The following is a 16,188-nucleotide window of genomic DNA, read 5'->3' as shown; positions in this document are numbered from 1 at the left end:
ATTTACTCTAACTGTCTATTTTACTATGCTTTCCTATTATAAGTATAGCATTTTAAGTCGAATTCCGCAAATACAAAGAAATTTATGTTATTATTCCTTAATCATTGTTAGTTGATTTTATTAAATCATGGAATGAGCCTTCTATAATACCTATTAATAAATTTGGATTAATTTCTATTTGAAATCCTATTTTCCCAGCACTTACAATTATGGTTTCTATTTCAAGAGCACTATTATTTATAAATGTTTTATACTGTTTCTTCATACCTATAGGTGAACATCCCCCTCTAATATATCCTGTATATTGTTGAAGTTCACTTAAATCTAGCATTTCTATCGTCTTCTCGTTAGTTACTTTAGCTGCTTTTTTAAAATCTATTTCCTCTCTAACTGGAATCAGGAAAATATAAATATTTTTAGACATTCCCTTGGTAACTAAAGTTTTATAAACATATTTTTCATCTCTACCTATCTTTTTTGACACAGCTATTCCATCTATTTTATTATCTTTAACATCATAAGTTATAACCTCATATCCTAGCTTCATTTTATCTAAAATTCGCATAGCATTTGTTTTTATCATGGTTTTCCCCTTTATTCTTTTGAATTTATTTACGACATGAATTATCTTTAGACTTACTTTATTATACCTTCTTTGTTTACCTAATGCACTATTTTAGTAGTGGATCTTACAAAATATCCTATAAATTCAATTGATAAATTACTATAACTAAGTAATTAGTAACTACATTTAACCTTATTTATTTTAATTATGCAAGTTTTCAATCTATTTCCATTGTTATATTTTCACAAGATTCTATTTATCGACATTTTTCTTTCACATTCGCTAAAAAAGTATTGAACTTTTTATTTTTTTTATATATAATAGTAACAGTAATAGTAACAGTAATAGTAATAGTGAATGAATTTATTCATTTACATTTTAAGGAGGGAAAAAGCATGTCAGAAAAAATAATGAGCAAAAAACATTTAACATTGGTATCATTGGTCTTAATGATTTTTACTTCAGTTTATGGATTTAATAACATCCCACGATCATTTTATAAAATGGGATATGCCGCTATACCATGGTATATCTTATCTGGAATAACATTCTTTATTCCATTTGCTTTCATGATGGCTGAGTTTGGTGCAGCTTTCAAGAACGAAAAGGGTGGAATATACTCATGGATGGAAAAATCCGTAGGAGCAAAATTTGCTTTTATGGGAACCTTCATGTGGTATGCATCTTATGTAATTTGGATGGTTAATGTTGCATCAGGAGTTTGGGTTCCAATATCAAACGCAATATTTGGTTCAGATAAAACACAAACTTGGGTAATATTTGGACTGACTGGACCTAAACTTCTAGGAATACTTGGAATTCTTTGGATAATATTAGTTACATTTGTATCAACTAAGGGATTAGAAAAAATTAAGAAGGTAACTTCACTAGGTGGCAGCGCAGTTGCATTATTAAATATAGTTTTATTACTTGGAGCTATATTAGTACTTATCGGAAATCATGGTAAGCTAGCTCAGCCAATAGTAGGACTTAGTTCATTCACGGCTTCACCTAATCCTGCTTATACTGGTAATATGATTGCATCATTTGCATTTGTGGTATTTGCATTATTTGCTTATGGTGGTATAGAAGTTGTCGGAGGACTTGTTGATGAAACAGAAAATGCTGAAAAAACATTCCCTAAGGGTGTTGTTATTTCAGCAGTGATTATCTCAATTGGATATGCACTTGGAATATTCCTGGTTGGTATATTTACTAACTGGTCATCTGTTATGAATGACAAGACTGTTCACTTAGGTAATGCTGGTTATGTAGTTATGGGTAACCTAGGATATGCTCTAGGTCAAGCATTCGGAGCAAGCGAAGCCACTTCAATAGCTATGTCTCATGGAATAGCTAGATTCGTAGGACTTTCAATGTTCTTAGCTTTAGCAGGCGCTTTCTTCACATTAATGTTCTCTCCATTAAAACAATTAATTGAAGGTACTCCAGCTAAATTATGGCCTGGAAAACTTGCAGAAATGAAAGATGGAATGCCTCAAAGGGCTATGTGGGTTCAAGCAGGTATAGTTTGTGCTATGATTGCTCTTATATCCTTTGGTGGAGATAATATGTCAAAATTCTTCGATGTTTTAGTAGCGATGACTAACGTAGCTATGACCCTTCCCTACATGTTTATAGCTTATGCATTCGCACCATTTAAGAAAAATAGAGATATTATTAAACCTTTTGAAATATTCAAAACAGACAAAAGTGCTTTAATATGGACAGTAATAGTTATGTTCACTGTTGGATTTGCAAATTTCTTCTCAATAATACAACCAGCACTTGAAGGCAATTTGTCAATAACAATTTGGAGTGTAGCTGGCCCTATATTCTTTGCAGCAGTTGCATGGGTAATGTATAACAGCTATGAAAAGAAATATGTAAAATAATCTTTATAATATTTAATTTTGTTTTAAACAATTCATATTTTCACTTAAAAAGTCTACCCTAATGGGTAGGCTTTTCTCATGCATCTACTTTATGAAAGACCTTTTATTTAACTAATAATTTATAGATGTTATGCCAAGTCCTTTTGCATCTGTAAGCATTATTTTAGATTCATTAAATATTGCCCCTCCATTTACTGGGTCTTCACTGCATAGGACGGGACCATCTAGATCGATTTTAGTTATAATGCTCTTTGCACAAGCTAAATGCACAGCAGCAGTTACACTTACCTTTGCTTCAAGCATACATCCTATCATACATTCAACTCCATACATTTCTGCTAAGGAACATATTTTAAGAGCGTTATATATTCCACCTGTTTTCATAAGTTTTATATTTACAAAATCTGCTGCTCTCCTCTGCAGAATATTTAGCGCGTCCATAGGAGAAAATACGCTTTCATCTGCTAAAACAGGTATATATACATTATCTGTTACAAATTTTAGTCCCTCAATATCATGAGCTGACACTGGTTGTTCTACAAACTCAATTTGCAGTCCTGCATCCTCCATTTTTCTTAATATGTTTACAGCTTCCTTTGGCTTCCAACCTTGATTTGCATCAATCCTAAGATTAACATCATAACCTACAGCCTTTCTTATTGCTTTCATTCTTTCCATGTCTCTTGCAGAGTCTTTTCCTACCTTTATTTTTAAAGTACTGTACCCCCTATTTATAGCCTCTAAACTATCCTTTGCCATTTCTTCAGGGTCATTTACACTGATAGTTATGTCAGTTACAATTTCAGTTCTATATCCACCTAACAACTTGTATAGTGGTGCTCCATATAACTGACCATATAAATCATATAGTGCTATATCAATTGCAGCCTTTGCACTAGTGTTCTTTAAAACACTGTTTTGTAATTTTAACATTATATCCTCAAAATTTTCTAATTTCATACCTACTATAGTTTTCTTTATATGATCTTCTATAGCCCCTATTATAGCTCCTGTAGTATCCCCTGTTATGACTCCTGTTGGTGGTGCTTCGCCAAATCCTACATTACCTGTGTCAGTGTGGATTTCAACAATAACATCCTCCACACTATTTACGGTTCTTAACGCAGTTTTAAATGGTGTTCTAAGTGGAACAGATATTCGTCCTATTTTTATATCAGTTATTTTCATGAAAATCCCCCCTTAAATTTCCTCTATAATATACTGAAAACACAGAAAAGTCAATTTATAATGGAGTGTAGTTAGCGCAATACTATAATCCTATCTTTTATGGCATTTCATTTAGAAACTTTGTACAAATTTTAAATAATAGTAACATAAACTGTTTATTATCATAATATTATATTGTAGAAAATTTTTATAAGGAGTAATGTATGGAAAATTTTTCAACAAAGAACAAGAAATCTAAAGATATGAAGGCAATGGATCCAATGATGGGTATGAATCCTATGATGCACATGATGCCTATGAACCAAATGATGGAAATGAACCCTATGATGCATATGATGCATATGATGCATATGATGCATATGTGTATGTGCCAAATGATGCAAATGATGCCAATGATGCCAATGGATCAAATGATGGGTATGAATCCTATGATGCACATGATGCCTATGGATGAAAACATGAGTATGAAACCTATGATGCACATGATGCCAATGGATCAAAACATGGGTATGAACCCCATGATGCACATGATGCCAATGGATCAAAACATGGGTATGAATCCTATGATGCACATGTGTCATATGATGCCTATGGATCAAATGATGGGTATGAATCCTATGATGCCTATGACAGAGAGAGACGATATATAGGAAAATAGTTTATTACTTAGCTGGGACAAAGTTAAATAACCCAATGCTGTGATTAAACTACATTGGGTTATTTTTATATAGAACAGAATACCCCGCTAGCCATATAAGCATCCTTTCAAAGTTATTCCACCCCAAAATATTATTTAAATACATATAACTTATGCCTCTACACTATGATGGTCATTGAAAAAATGTTTAATATGGCATATTATAGTTGTAATAATAATCTAACATAGCACATTATAAAGGGGTGAATGCTAATGAACAGTCACAATGAAAGTTTGTGTATAAAATTAAGACATAACCTTCATGAAAATGCTGAAATTTCTGGAAATGAAAATAAAACCATGAGGATATTAATAGATTTTTTAAGAAACAATACTAGTTTTAATATAGTTATGAAAGATGGATATTTTGTTGCAGAAAAAATAATTTTAAAAAATGCAGTGAATCTTGCATTTAGAGCTGATATGGATGCAATCTCTATGCTAGAAACAACAGATATTCAATACAAATCCAATAATACAACAGCAGCTCATAAATGTGGACATGATGGACATTGTGCAATATTGGCGGGTCTAGCATTAGAAATAGAGGAAAATCCAATAGCTCATAAGAATATATTTTTACTATTTCAACCTTCTGAAGAGGTAGGTCTAGGTGCTAGACAAATAGTCCAGGATGGTTTGCTGCTGGAAAATAAAATAGATGAAATATATTCACTACATAATATTCCTGGATACGATGTAGGAAGTATTCTTTATAAAAGGGGAGTATTTGCTTGCGCTTCAAAAGGAGTTATAATTAACCTGAAGGGAAAGCCCTCTCATGCAGCTTACCCGGAGTATGGGATAAATCCCTCCTATGCCGCTGCTGATATTATTAATTTTTTAAATAGTAGTACTAAATCCAGTATTTATAGCGGAATGGTTCTTTGCACAATTGTAAATATCAATATTGGAGAAAGGTCTTTTGGAACAGCTGCAGCCTCTGGTGAAATTTTGTTGACATTACGTGGAGAGAATGAAGATGATTTAATGAAACTTCAAAACAGCATACTAAAATTTGTGCAGCAGTGTTGCACTGAAAATAAAATTGACTTCAGCATAAGTTTTTCTGATGAGTTCCCTGAGACAAGAAATCATGATACATGTATTAATAATATACTAGAAGCATGTGTAACCAATGATTTCAGCTATGAAGAACTTCAATATCCCTTCAGATGGTCTGAGGATTTCGGATATTATTTGAAAAATATAAAGGGCGCAATGTTCGGCCTGGGTGATGGCAAATTACAGCCCCAGCTTCATACTGCTGATTATGATTTTCCAGATAGTATTATTAAAACAGGTGTAGATATTTTTTATAGCATTGCAAATTTAAAATAAAAGCTTAGATTGTATAAAAATGGGCTTGCTACTTTCAAAAAGTTATTTCTAAAGGCGGTAAATAGTGATAGAATTATAAAGTAAGTTTAAACGAAAATTACTTTATATGGTTATTTTTAATATTTGATAAATTTTATTTTTCTTTGGGAGGAGCCAATATTGAATAATTCAACATTAGATAAAGAAAATTATGAAAAAATGGTAAACTTAACTCCACAAATTTTATGTATGGCTTTTTTTAATGGTAGAATTAAATATGCAAATCCAGCTTTTAATAATGTTTTTGGATATACCAACGATGAAGTAAAAGATCTAAATATATTTTCTATGATACATCCGATGGATAAAGCTAGCCTAGATAATGCATTATCCTTAGCTGGCAAAGAGCGACAAGATATTGTGAATTTGGAATTTAGATATATGTGCAAGAATGGCAATTACAAATGGATTTCATGGAATATAAAATTCGAGTGGGATGAAGGACTTATCTATGGAGCCGGCAGTGATGTAAGTAATAAAAGGGATCTAGAACAAACGGTATATGAGAGCAACAAAAAGTTAAACGCAATTATTGAAAATATATCTGAGGCATTATTCATTTTTGATAAGGATGGTAACTACACTACATTAAATAAATCAGCAAGGGATATCTTCCCTTCTATATCTGATAGCTTTAGTAGGCTAGGAGTAAGTCTTAGTGAAAATAATTATTATGATATTTCCGGAAATTTAATTAATCATGATGATATGCCAGGTTCTAGAATACTAAGAGGTGAGAAAATATCCGGGTATAGAATCATGAAAACTTATAATAATAGTATAGCCTTTTATGATATAAATGGTATTCCCATTTATGATGATAAGGGAAATTTCATTGCAGGAATACAATGTTTGAATAATATTACAGAAACTGTATTGCATGAAGAAATACTTCAAAGTCAATTTGACCTTCTACACAATACTATAGATACCCTTGATTTACCATTTATAAGATTATCATATCCAAATTTTAGTATCACGGACATTAATCAAAAGGCATTAAATATTATAGAAGGATTAAATCCTGAAATGAACTCTTTTGATATTATTAAAGGACAAAATTATACAGATATCATTACAGAGTTTGATAAAACTGATATTTTTTATCATTTTCAAATGATAAAAGAGAAGAAAGAAACATCCTATATTAAGTATAAAGAGTTAATTGTTTTTGGTGAAAAAATATTCGTAAATGTCTTATATCAGCCGATACTTGGCCTAGAGGGCGACATCCAACAAGTAATAGCAATTATAATTGATATTACTAAAGAAACTAGAGCTAAACTTCAACTGGAAAAAAACTTAAAAATGCAGGAAGAATTTTTCATAAACATTTCTCATGAGATTAAAACTCCTTTAAATGTTATCTTTAGTACCACTCAATTATTTGGATTGTATATGAAAAATAATTCCATAATAGAAAATCAAGATAAGCTTGAAAATTATATTAATGTTATAACACAAAACTGCAATAGGCAATCAAAACTAGTTAATAACTTAGTTGACTTATCTAAAATTGAATCTGGTTTTTTCAAGTTACATATGTCCAATGAAAACATAGTTAGTGTGGTGGAGGACATTGTTCAATCCGTATCGGAATATGTTGAGAATAAAGGATTAAAGCTTGTTTTTGATACTGATGTAGAAGAAAAAAATATTGCTTGTGACCCCACTAATATTGAAAGAGTTATGTTAAATCTTATTTCCAATGCAATTAAATTTTCTATGGCAGGAGACGAAATATTCGTAAATATACACGACAAAGTTGATAGTGTTGAAATATCTGTAAAAGATACAGGTATTGGAATTGAAAGTGATTACTTAGATGTTATATTTGAAAGATTCAAGCAGGTTGACAAGTCACTATCTCGAAATGCTGAGGGAAGTGGTATAGGTTTATGTCTTGTTAAATCAATTGTTGAACTACATGGTGGAAATATTAAACTGGAAAGTGAATTAGGTAAAGGTAGTAAATTTACAATAGAATTTCCAAACAGAATATTAGCTGCCTCTTATGACTCAATTGAAGATAAGAACATAAGAAGTGAACTTCAAACAATTAACATTGAGTTTTCAGATATTTATTCATAATATTTTTGCATGGCTTACTCCAACTTAAGATTACAAAAATAAGACCAATATCATTTGATATTGGTCTTATAGTTTTTAATTAAGAAACTTCACTACCTCTTAACCGTATTACTAATCTTTTTTAGTCTTGTCACTTATAGCTCCCCCGACGCTTCCACAGATTTTTGAGCTATAATCACCCCAGTATTCATCCTTAGGTATTTTCACACCCAAAATCCTAGCTTGCTCAGTTTTACTTTTAGCGTTTTCTACTTTCTTATCCATAAAAACACCATCCTTTTATCATCTATATTATAGGATAGCATTTGCCTTTCATTATTAAATTATGTAGATTATATCTCTATAACTGTGCCTATGTGCATTTTTAAAGCACAGTTGTATATATCATATGCAGTTACAACATCCATAACAGCTATACCTACTGTTTTATAAATGGTGATTTGATTATCATTTTTTCTTCCTTCAATCTTCCCTAGCAAAACTTCCCCAATTTCTCCGTCTATTCTGCTTTTATCGATAATACCTTTATCTATTGGTATTATAAGATCTCCTGATTCTGAAAGAACTGCTTCTTTAGAGTCAACAAATACTTTATCCGCATTTTTTATTGTATATTCATCTATTTCTTGCATAACCGGAGTGTATGAACCTACTGCATTTATGTGAGCACCCTTTTTTACATATTGATAATCAATAACAGGTGTTTTTGAAGTTGTTACAGTGGTTATGATATCTGCATTTTCAATAGCTTCCCTTGTTGTTTTTGCAAAACTTATTTCTGTGCCAAATTCAGCAAATTTTTCAGACATCTTTGTGCAAAACTCCTGAGCCCTCTGTAAATTCATATCAAATACTTTTACAGATTTAAGCTTTCGTACTGTTAACATTGCTTCTAATTGGCATTCAGCTTGTCCCCCAGTGCCTATTAGGGCTCCTTTTTCAGCATTTTCAACTGCAAGTATATCAGTGGCAGCACCGGAACCGGCTCCAGTTCTTAATTGAGTAAGATATGTTCCGTCCATTATGCAACAGACGTCACCAGTTTTTCCATCCATTAGTATCATTTTTGCTGGTACTGAGGGTATCCCCTTTTCAACATTCTTTGGGAATACAGAAACTATCTTTATCCCTATACTATCTATGTCCTCAACATAAGCGGGCATAAACAGGCTTTGACCTGAAAATTTTGGAATATCAATGTTTGTTCTAAGTGGCACCACACTTTTATTCTGTGAGAATAGTTTAAAGGCGGTTTTGTCTGAATCAATTGCATTTTTCATATTGAAAATATTTTCTATATCATGTTTTGTAAGTAATAACATTTTGTACCTCCTATGTTCTTTATTTTAACTAATCTTTAAAAATGTTTATTAATAAAAGACCTATATTATATTGGTAGAAGTTTTGGAAACCAGCTATATTTTCTCGAAAATATTTCTGATATTACCAACAGATTTTTTAAGTTCTTCATTATCGGAATTATTGACTGATTTTATAAGTTTAAGACAATAAGCATCATGTTTCACATATTCCTTTGCCATAAAAACCATAGAATAATTTTGTGTCCAAATAACTTCACATATCTTATTATTTTCTATGCAGCCAAATAATACTTCATTTGAATCAGACACTATAGTAACCCATCTTCCAGGAATGTCTTTAAGTTTTTCACTTTCAAATCCATGCTTATACAAAACGTTCAAATCAACATCGTATTTATGCTCAGCACTGTACAAAATCACCAGTGGATCAATTTTGTTTGATTCTAATAATTTTAATCCTTCAAAAACTTCATCTATATCATCCTGCCAAATTTGAATAAAAAGTTCTTTTTTTGTATTTTTTATAATTTCCCTGCACTTATCAAAAATATTATTATAACCTTTAATATGCCAAATAAAATCCATATTTATACTTTTATCATATTCTAAAAGTTCACCTTCTATCTCTTCAAGTAAGGAATTATAGTTATCTTTCTTTTTTGATATGAGTTCCTTTACAGGAATACAGGTGTAGTATTTAGGATTTTCGGATTTTGAGCAAATTAAAAAATTTTTCCGAACCAAGTTTTCAAGAACTGCATATACTTTCGACCGTGCTACCCCTGAGATTTTACTAATTTGATAACCCGTGGAGGGACCATTCTTTAGGAGCTCTACATAAACTTTTGCCTCAGAATCATTTAATTCAAGTGACTTTAAGAGTAAAATTATTTTATCCATAAATTAGTCTCTCCTTTAAATCAGTAGTTACCTATGGTGACTATCATATAATAGTGATGAAAATATGTCAATAAAAAATTGGAGGTTATATTAGCTTGTTTGATAGCAATTCTAGCTACTATAAAAACACTATATCGATGCAATTATAAGTACTTTTTTTACTATTATGAAATTTATTTCATTAGTACATAAAAATATATTATACTAATTAACAAGCATACTATGATATTACAAGAAAAAAATGTATTTTTTTTAAAATAGATAAGATTCTATGAAAATAAGTCACAAATAAACGATTTCATATGATATAATAATAACAAACCAAATAAAAATTAAACAATTAAATTATTTTCTTAATAAAGTACTTAATTTTAATTTTACATAAATGAAATAAATTATTGAAAAGTGAGAGGAATTATTATGAATTTAGACGTTGGTAAAAAAATAAAAGAATTAAGAACTAAAAACCAATTAACCTTAAAGGATTTAAGCGCAAAAACTAGTTTATCCATTGGCTATTTATCACAGCTCGAAAGAGGTTTAACAACTGTAGCCATTGATTCCCTAATGAATATTGCTAAAGCCTTGGAAGTTACCTTATCCTATTTTGTAGCTGAACCGAAACATAAAAAGGATTTTATTATTCGCAGTTATGAAAGAGAAGTGTTTCAAGTTGAAAATAACCAAATAATACAAATTCAATTGACTAATGATATTGAAAACAAGGATTTGCTTCCAAGAATTTTTGAAATACTTCCAACCAACAGTACTGAGGAAGTAACACTATATCCGCACATTGGTGAAGAATTTGTATATGTTCTAGAAGGAATTTTAACACTATTAATTAACAATGAAAGACATGAACTATTTCCTGGTGACAGTGCTCATTACAACTCGAATGTCCAACATAACTGGGCAAACAATACCAATAGAACTGTAAAAATACTAACAGTCCATACTCCAAATCTTTTCAAAAAATAAACGGGAGGCGAATTATTTGACATCATCCACTATTATCAATATCCAAAAGTATTCAATTCATGATGGTCCTGGAATTCGTACTACAGTTTTTTTTAAAGGCTGCCCACTAAATTGCTGGTGGTGCCATAACCCAGAAAGTCAAAATCTAAATCCTGAAATCATGTTCTTTAAGGAAAGATGTACCGGCTGCGGCACATGTGTCAAAAGGTGCCCGGAAAAAGCCATCCAATTCGTAAAAGGATTCCCTGTGTTTAATGAAAGCAAATGTACTCTTTGTGGAAAGTGCAGTGATTTTTGCCTAAGCAACGCCCGCGAACTTGTAGGAAAAGATATAACCGTTAAGAACCTTATGAAAGAAATAATTAAGGATGAGGTGTTTTATGAAGAATCAAATGGTGGAGTAACATTTTCTGGAGGGGAACCATTAATGCATGCAGATTATTTATACAATATCCTTAAAATTTGCAAAGATAAAGGTATCCATACAACAGTTGACACCAGCGGCTATGCATCTTGGAAACAATTTGAAAAAATAGTTGATAACGTAGACCTTTTTCTATTTGATATTAAACATATGAATAATGAAAAACATATTAAATATACGGGTGTGGAAAATGTTATCATTTTAGAAAATCTAAAAAAACTTTCGCAAAGAGGTAGTAACATTTATATACGAATGCCATTAATTGCTGGTATAAATGATGATGATGAAACTATTGATGCAGCAGTTGATTTTCTATCAAAGATAAATTTAATACATGTAGATTTGCTTCCCTATCACAAGATGGGAATGGATAAATATAGAAGACTTAATATTGAATATAAACTATCTGGTTTAGAAAAGCCATCAGATGAAGTTATGAATAAAATATCAGAAAAGTTTAAAAGTGCTGGAATAAAAATTAAGATAGGAGGCTAATATATTATGATAACTGAAAGAGTAAAAAAATTAAGGCAGCAAAGTGTATCTGCTATCCCTCACATTTCTATGGAAAGAGCAATAATAGTTGATGGTGTTTACAAGAAATATGAGGGCACAGTTTCAATTCCTGTTCTTCGCGCATTAGCTTTAAAAGAGATTATGTTAAAAAAGCAACTTTGCATTAATGATGGTGAATTAATTGTTGGTGAAAGAGGAGAAGCACCTGCTTCAACTTGCACCTATCCAGAGTTATGCTGCCATACCTTGCATGATTTTGATGTTATGGATGCTAGGGAGCGAATATCCTTTAAGGTTGACGCGCAAAGCAGAAAGATTCAAGAGGATTTAATCATACCCGCTTGGGAAAAGAAATCCATGAGATACAGAATACTTGAAAATATGACTGAGCAGTGGAAAGACTGCTATGAAGCAGGAATATTTACAGAATTTATGGAGCAAAGAGGACCAGGTCATACAAGTGGCGATGATAAAATATTTAAAAGGGGTTTTTTGGATTTTAAAGTTGATATAGCTGAAGCTATTTCGAAGCTAGACTTTTATGATGATGATGAAGCTCTTGATAAAAAAAACCAATTGGAAGCAATGGATATAGCTTGTGACTCAGTGATTATTTTAGGACAGCGTTACAGCGACTATGCAAGGGAGCTTGCACAAAAGGAAACAGATCAAATAAGAAAAAAAGAACTTTTGGAAATAGCTGAAATTTGCAGCCATGTTCCTGCACATGCACCAAGAAACTTTAGAGAAGCTCTTCAAATGTATTGGTTTGCTCACATCTGTGTTATATCTGAGCTAAACCCTTGGGATGCATACAACCCTGGAAGACTTGACCAACATTTAAACCCTTTTTATGAGGTGGAAATTGAAAATGGAGAATTAACTCGCGAAGAGGCTATAGAATTCTTAGAATGCTTTTGGGTGAAGTTTAACAATCAACCTGCACCCCCTAAAGTTGGTATAACATTAAAGGAAAGTGGAACCTATACTGACTTTGCAAATATAAATATTGGTGGAGTTAAAGCAGACGGCCTAGATGGAGTCAATGCTGTAAGTTACCTTCTACTTCATGTAGTAGATGAAATGCAGCTTTTGCAGCCAAGCTCAAATGTACAAATAAGCAAGAAAAGTCCGCAAAAGTTTGTAAAAGCAGCTTGCGCTATATCCCGAAAAGGCTTAGGTCAGCCCTCAATGTTTAATGCTGATGCAGTTATTCAAGAGCTTGTTAATGCAGGCAAGACCCTTGAGGATGCAAGATGTGGAGGTACTAGTGGATGCGTTGAAGCAGGTGCTTTTGGAAAAGAAGCTTATATTTTAACAGGCTACTTTAACCTACCTAAAGTAATGGAAATTACACTTAACAATGGAACTGATTTAATGACCGGAAAAAGATTAGGTATTGAAACTGGAGAAGCCTCAGAATTTGAAACATATGACGAATTATTTGAGGCGTATAAAAAACAATTGAAGCACTTTATAGATATAAAAATGAGAGGAAATAGAGTTATTGAAAGATTATATGCAACACTTATGCCAGAACCTTTCCTTTCAGTATTAACCAGTGATTGCATTTCAAAAGGAAAAGATTATAATGCAGGAGGTGCAAGATACAATACCAACTACATTCAAGGTGTTGGGATTGGCACAATTACTGATGCCTTTACAGCTATAAAAAAACATGTATTTGAAGATAAAAACATTACTATGAATGAATTAATGGAAGCAATGAAGACTGACTTTAAAGGGCATGAAGATATTTTAAAGCTTTTAAAAGGCAAAACTCCAAAATACGGTAATGATGATGATTATGCTGATGACGTTATGAGAGAAATATTTAATTCCTACTATAACGAAGTAACTGGAAGAAAGAATGGAAAAGGTGGAGAATATAGAATAGATATGCTTCCTACCACCTGTCACGTTTACTTTGGTTCAGTTATTGGAGCTACTCCTAATGGAAGAAAAGCTTTTATGCCTGTATCTGAAGGTATTTCTCCTGACAAAGGTGCTGATGTAAATGGACCAACTGCAGTTCTTAAATCTGCAGCAAAAATGGATCACTTAAAAACTGGAGGAACATTACTCAATCAAAAATTTACGCCAGCTGTTGTAGAAGGTGAAGATGGCTTAAATAATTTATCAAATTTGGTAAGATCATATTTTAGATTAGATGGTCATCATATTCAATTTAATATTGTAAGTAGTGATATTCTACTGGCTGCACAAAAAAATCCTGACGACTATAATGATTTAATAGTAAGAGTTGCAGGATACAGTGATTACTTTAATAACCTAGATAAGGTGCTTCAAGATGAGATAATCGGAAGAACAGATCAATCCTTTGGTGGATGTGACTGTTAAAAAATAGCGGAGGTATAAAATGAATAAAATAATAGGGTTTATTGGGTGCGGCAACATGGGTCTTGCAATGATTGGTGGAATACTAAATTCGAATTTAGTAGCACCTAGCAGTATTATTGTAGGTGACTTAAATGAAAAGAGTTTGGCTGAAACTACTCTAAAATATGGTATAAAGACCACTACAGATAATAATGAAGTAGCTAGAATATCTGACATTATTATATTATCAATAAAACCAAACTTATATCCGCTAGTAATAAAACAAATAAAAGACCAAATTAAAGAAGATGTAATAATTGTTACTATTGCAGCTGGTAAAGCTATTAAAGGCACAGAAGAGATGTTTGGTAGAAAACTTAAGATAGTTAGAGTAATGCCTAACACCCCAGCACTTGTTGGAGAAGGTATGGCTGCAATTTCTCCAAGCGGAATGGTAACAAAAGAAGAACTTTCTGAAATAGTTACCATATTTGAAAGCTTTGGAAAAGCAGAAATAGTTGATGAGAAATTAATGGATGTAGTAACTGCGGTGAGTGGTTCATCTCCAGCTTTTGTATACATGTTCATTGAATCAATGGCAGATGCAGCGGTACTAGATGGAATGCCTAGAGATAAGGCCTACAAGTTTGCAGCTCAAGCCGTTCTTGGTTCTGCCAAAATGGTACTAGAAACAGGAACACACCCTGGGGCTTTAAAGGATATGGTGTGTTCTCCTGGTGGAACTACTATAGAAGGTGTAGCTACTCTTGAAGAAAAAGGCTTTAGAAATGCTGTTATTTCTGCCCTTAGAAAAACAACTCAAAAATCTATTGAATTATCTAAATAAAAAAAATTCTAATATTGGGAGGTATTGTTATGTTTAAAACTAATGAATATTTTGACGGAGATGTAAAATCAATGAGTTTTAACACAGCTGAAGGTCCAGCGACAATCGGACTTATGGCTGTAGGAGAATTTGAATTTGGAACCTCATCAAAAGAAATAATGACAATTACAAGCGGAAACCTACAAGTAAAACTTCCTGAAAGTGATGAATGGAAAGAATATAAACAAAACGAAAGCTTTATAATTGAAGCAAATAAAAAATTTAGCGTAATCGCCAAAGAAGAAGTTTCATATCTTTGTTTGTATAAATAAAAATAAAATATAGACCAGTTGGATAAATTTTATATTTATCCAGCTGGTCTATATTATTTAACATTTTTATCTAAAATATATGCTGCAAAAGTTGTTTCTGTTTTTGGATTATAATACACAGATAACACTATTCCATCATATTTAAAATTACTGTATGCAAAAGTGACATGTTCCTCTACTGGTTTTCCGAATTCATCCTTGAAACTGCTTATTTTATCGCCAAGTTTTATCCCTTTAAAATCCACATCTTTGTTGTCAATGTATACCTGTTCTACTGGTCCATTTCCATAGTCTTTAAACCAAACTCTAATATCTGATTCTGAAAACTGGAGTCCTCCTTCATCAATAGAAGTTGGTTTCTGCCCAAGAGTGCTTATAAGTTCTGATTTGCTAAGTCCTATCAATTTAATATATTTTCTAAAACTGATATTTTTCTCAGGAACCTCTTTAGCACTTTCATCATTTGGTAGTGCATTTTGAACTGTTCCTTTTGTAAGTAAATCATTCCCTTTAGTCATTGCATTTGATGTGTATGCCACTGTGAATAATGTTAATAATACTACTAAGGCTAATGCAGCTACTTTTTTCATGAAAATCTCCCCTTCTAATAAACTTATCTAATAATACTTATTATATACTGCATTATCCAACCCTTTGTATCAAATCAATGTCAAAATTACTACAAATTGGTTACAAAAATAGTATATTGGAGTAAGTTGAATTTTGTGATT

15 protein-coding genes are annotated in these 16,188 nt (G+C 31.8%); 9 read left to right on the top strand and 6 right to left on the bottom strand.

Annotation, left to right across the window (positions count from 1 at the left end):
- Positions 1–97 precede the first annotated feature (97 nt).
- Complete coding sequence (gene ybaK, locus KPL50_RS16235; RefSeq protein WP_216299588.1) at positions 98–583, bottom strand: Cys-tRNA(Pro) deacylase; 486 nt, start codon at positions 581–583, stop codon at positions 98–100.
- Positions 584–960: 377 nt separating this feature from the next.
- Here ybaK and yjeM point away from each other — a divergent pair, with 377 nt between their 5' ends.
- On the top strand, positions 961–2,460 hold the full coding sequence (gene yjeM / locus KPL50_RS16230) for a glutamate/gamma-aminobutyrate family transporter YjeM (protein WP_253200663.1): 1,500 nt from the start codon (positions 961–963) through the stop codon (positions 2,458–2,460).
- Between the two features lie 111 nt (positions 2,461–2,571).
- On the opposite strand, the gene KPL50_RS16225 is transcribed toward yjeM, so the two are convergent.
- Complete coding sequence (locus tag KPL50_RS16225) at positions 2,572–3,648, bottom strand: dipeptide epimerase (protein WP_216299587.1); 1,077 nt, start codon at positions 3,646–3,648, stop codon at positions 2,572–2,574.
- 203 nt (positions 3,649–3,851) lie between these two features.
- Between KPL50_RS16225 and KPL50_RS16220 the strand changes: the two genes are divergently transcribed.
- The 3 genes from KPL50_RS16220 (at position 3,852) to KPL50_RS16210 (ending at position 7,816) form a co-directional block, all read left to right on the top strand.
- Positions 3,852–4,298 (top strand): hypothetical protein, encoded by a 447-nt coding sequence (locus tag KPL50_RS16220; RefSeq protein ID WP_216299586.1) that lies wholly within the window; start codon positions 3,852–3,854, stop codon positions 4,296–4,298.
- A 260-nt stretch (positions 4,299–4,558) separates the two neighbouring features.
- Positions 4,559–5,686, top strand: coding sequence for an amidohydrolase (locus tag KPL50_RS16215; RefSeq protein WP_216299585.1), 1,128 nt, complete (start codon positions 4,559–4,561; stop codon positions 5,684–5,686).
- Between the two features lie 159 nt (positions 5,687–5,845).
- A complete protein-coding gene (locus tag KPL50_RS16210) occupies positions 5,846–7,816 on the top strand; it encodes a PAS domain-containing sensor histidine kinase (RefSeq protein WP_216299584.1) in 1,971 nt (656 codons plus the stop codon).
- Positions 7,817–7,927: 111 nt separating this feature from the next.
- Here the strand turns inward: KPL50_RS16210 and KPL50_RS16205 are convergent, their stop codons facing one another.
- The 3 genes from KPL50_RS16205 to KPL50_RS16195 form a co-directional block, all read right to left on the bottom strand.
- On the bottom strand, positions 7,928–8,080 hold the full coding sequence (locus tag KPL50_RS16205; protein WP_216299583.1) for a small, acid-soluble spore protein, alpha/beta type: 153 nt from the start codon (positions 8,078–8,080) through the stop codon (positions 7,928–7,930).
- Between the two features lie 68 nt (positions 8,081–8,148).
- Positions 8,149–9,138, bottom strand: a complete 990-nt coding sequence (locus KPL50_RS16200; protein ID WP_216299582.1) for an ornithine cyclodeaminase family protein — start codon at positions 9,136–9,138, stop codon at positions 8,149–8,151.
- 93 nt (positions 9,139–9,231) lie between these two features.
- Positions 9,232–10,038, bottom strand: a complete 807-nt coding sequence (locus KPL50_RS16195; RefSeq protein ID WP_216299581.1) for a TrmB family transcriptional regulator — start codon at positions 10,036–10,038, stop codon at positions 9,232–9,234.
- A gap of 420 nt (positions 10,039–10,458) precedes the next feature.
- Here KPL50_RS16195 and KPL50_RS16190 point away from each other — a divergent pair, with 420 nt between their 5' ends.
- The 5 genes from KPL50_RS16190 to KPL50_RS16170 are packed head-to-tail and all read left to right on the top strand — an operon-like array spanning position 10,459 to position 15,457.
- Positions 10,459–11,019, top strand: a complete 561-nt coding sequence (locus tag KPL50_RS16190) for a helix-turn-helix domain-containing protein (RefSeq protein ID WP_216299580.1) — start codon at positions 10,459–10,461, stop codon at positions 11,017–11,019.
- Between the two features lie 16 nt (positions 11,020–11,035).
- Complete coding sequence (locus KPL50_RS16185) at positions 11,036–11,938, top strand: trans-4-hydroxy-L-proline dehydratase activase (RefSeq protein ID WP_216299579.1); 903 nt, start codon at positions 11,036–11,038, stop codon at positions 11,936–11,938.
- 6 nt (positions 11,939–11,944) lie between these two features.
- Positions 11,945–14,320, top strand: coding sequence for a trans-4-hydroxy-L-proline dehydratase (gene hypD / locus KPL50_RS16180; RefSeq protein WP_216299578.1), 2,376 nt, complete (start codon positions 11,945–11,947; stop codon positions 14,318–14,320).
- Positions 14,321–14,339: 19 nt separating this feature from the next.
- Complete coding sequence (proC, locus tag KPL50_RS16175; RefSeq protein ID WP_216299577.1) at positions 14,340–15,146, top strand: pyrroline-5-carboxylate reductase; 807 nt, start codon at positions 14,340–14,342, stop codon at positions 15,144–15,146.
- A 29-nt stretch (positions 15,147–15,175) separates the two neighbouring features.
- A complete protein-coding gene (locus KPL50_RS16170) occupies positions 15,176–15,457 on the top strand; it encodes a pyrimidine/purine nucleoside phosphorylase (protein ID WP_216299576.1) in 282 nt (93 codons plus the stop codon).
- 53 nt (positions 15,458–15,510) lie between these two features.
- Here the strand turns inward: KPL50_RS16170 and KPL50_RS16165 are convergent, their stop codons facing one another.
- Positions 15,511–16,047 carry a hypothetical protein gene (locus KPL50_RS16165; RefSeq protein WP_216299575.1) on the bottom strand — a complete coding sequence of 179 codons (537 nt, stop codon included), beginning with the start codon at positions 16,045–16,047 and terminating at the stop codon, positions 15,511–15,513.
- Between the last annotated feature and the right edge of the window lie 141 nt (positions 16,048–16,188).

Origin of the sequence: Clostridium sp. CF012 (assembly GCF_018861755.1) — a bacterium.
Taxonomy (GTDB): Bacteria; Bacillota; Clostridia; order Clostridiales; family Clostridiaceae; genus Clostridium_AD.
This window is presented reverse-complemented; position numbering and strand designations above follow the sequence as displayed.

Coding starts and splice junctions, on each gene's coding strand:
- ybaK (WP_216299588.1), bottom strand. CDS start 583: ATGATAAAAACAAATGCTATGCGAATTTTAGATAAAATGAAGCTAGGA.
- yjeM (WP_253200663.1), top strand. CDS start 961: ATGTCAGAAAAAATAATGAGCAAAAAACATTTAACATTGGTATCATTG.
- KPL50_RS16225 (WP_216299587.1), bottom strand. CDS start 3,648: ATGAAAATAACTGATATAAAAATAGGACGAATATCTGTTCCACTTAGA.
- KPL50_RS16220 (WP_216299586.1), top strand. CDS start 3,852: ATGGAAAATTTTTCAACAAAGAACAAGAAATCTAAAGATATGAAGGCA.
- KPL50_RS16215 (WP_216299585.1), top strand. CDS start 4,559: ATGAACAGTCACAATGAAAGTTTGTGTATAAAATTAAGACATAACCTT.
- KPL50_RS16205 (WP_216299583.1), bottom strand. CDS start 8,080: ATGGATAAGAAAGTAGAAAACGCTAAAAGTAAAACTGAGCAAGCTAGG.
- KPL50_RS16200 (WP_216299582.1), bottom strand. CDS start 9,138: ATGTTATTACTTACAAAACATGATATAGAAAATATTTTCAATATGAAA.
- KPL50_RS16195 (WP_216299581.1), bottom strand. CDS start 10,038: ATGGATAAAATAATTTTACTCTTAAAGTCACTTGAATTAAATGATTCT.
- KPL50_RS16190 (WP_216299580.1), top strand. CDS start 10,459: ATGAATTTAGACGTTGGTAAAAAAATAAAAGAATTAAGAACTAAAAAC.
- hypD (WP_216299578.1), top strand. CDS start 11,945: ATGATAACTGAAAGAGTAAAAAAATTAAGGCAGCAAAGTGTATCTGCT.
- proC (WP_216299577.1), top strand. CDS start 14,340: ATGAATAAAATAATAGGGTTTATTGGGTGCGGCAACATGGGTCTTGCA.
- KPL50_RS16170 (WP_216299576.1), top strand. CDS start 15,176: ATGTTTAAAACTAATGAATATTTTGACGGAGATGTAAAATCAATGAGT.
- KPL50_RS16165 (WP_216299575.1), bottom strand. CDS start 16,047: ATGAAAAAAGTAGCTGCATTAGCCTTAGTAGTATTATTAACATTATTC.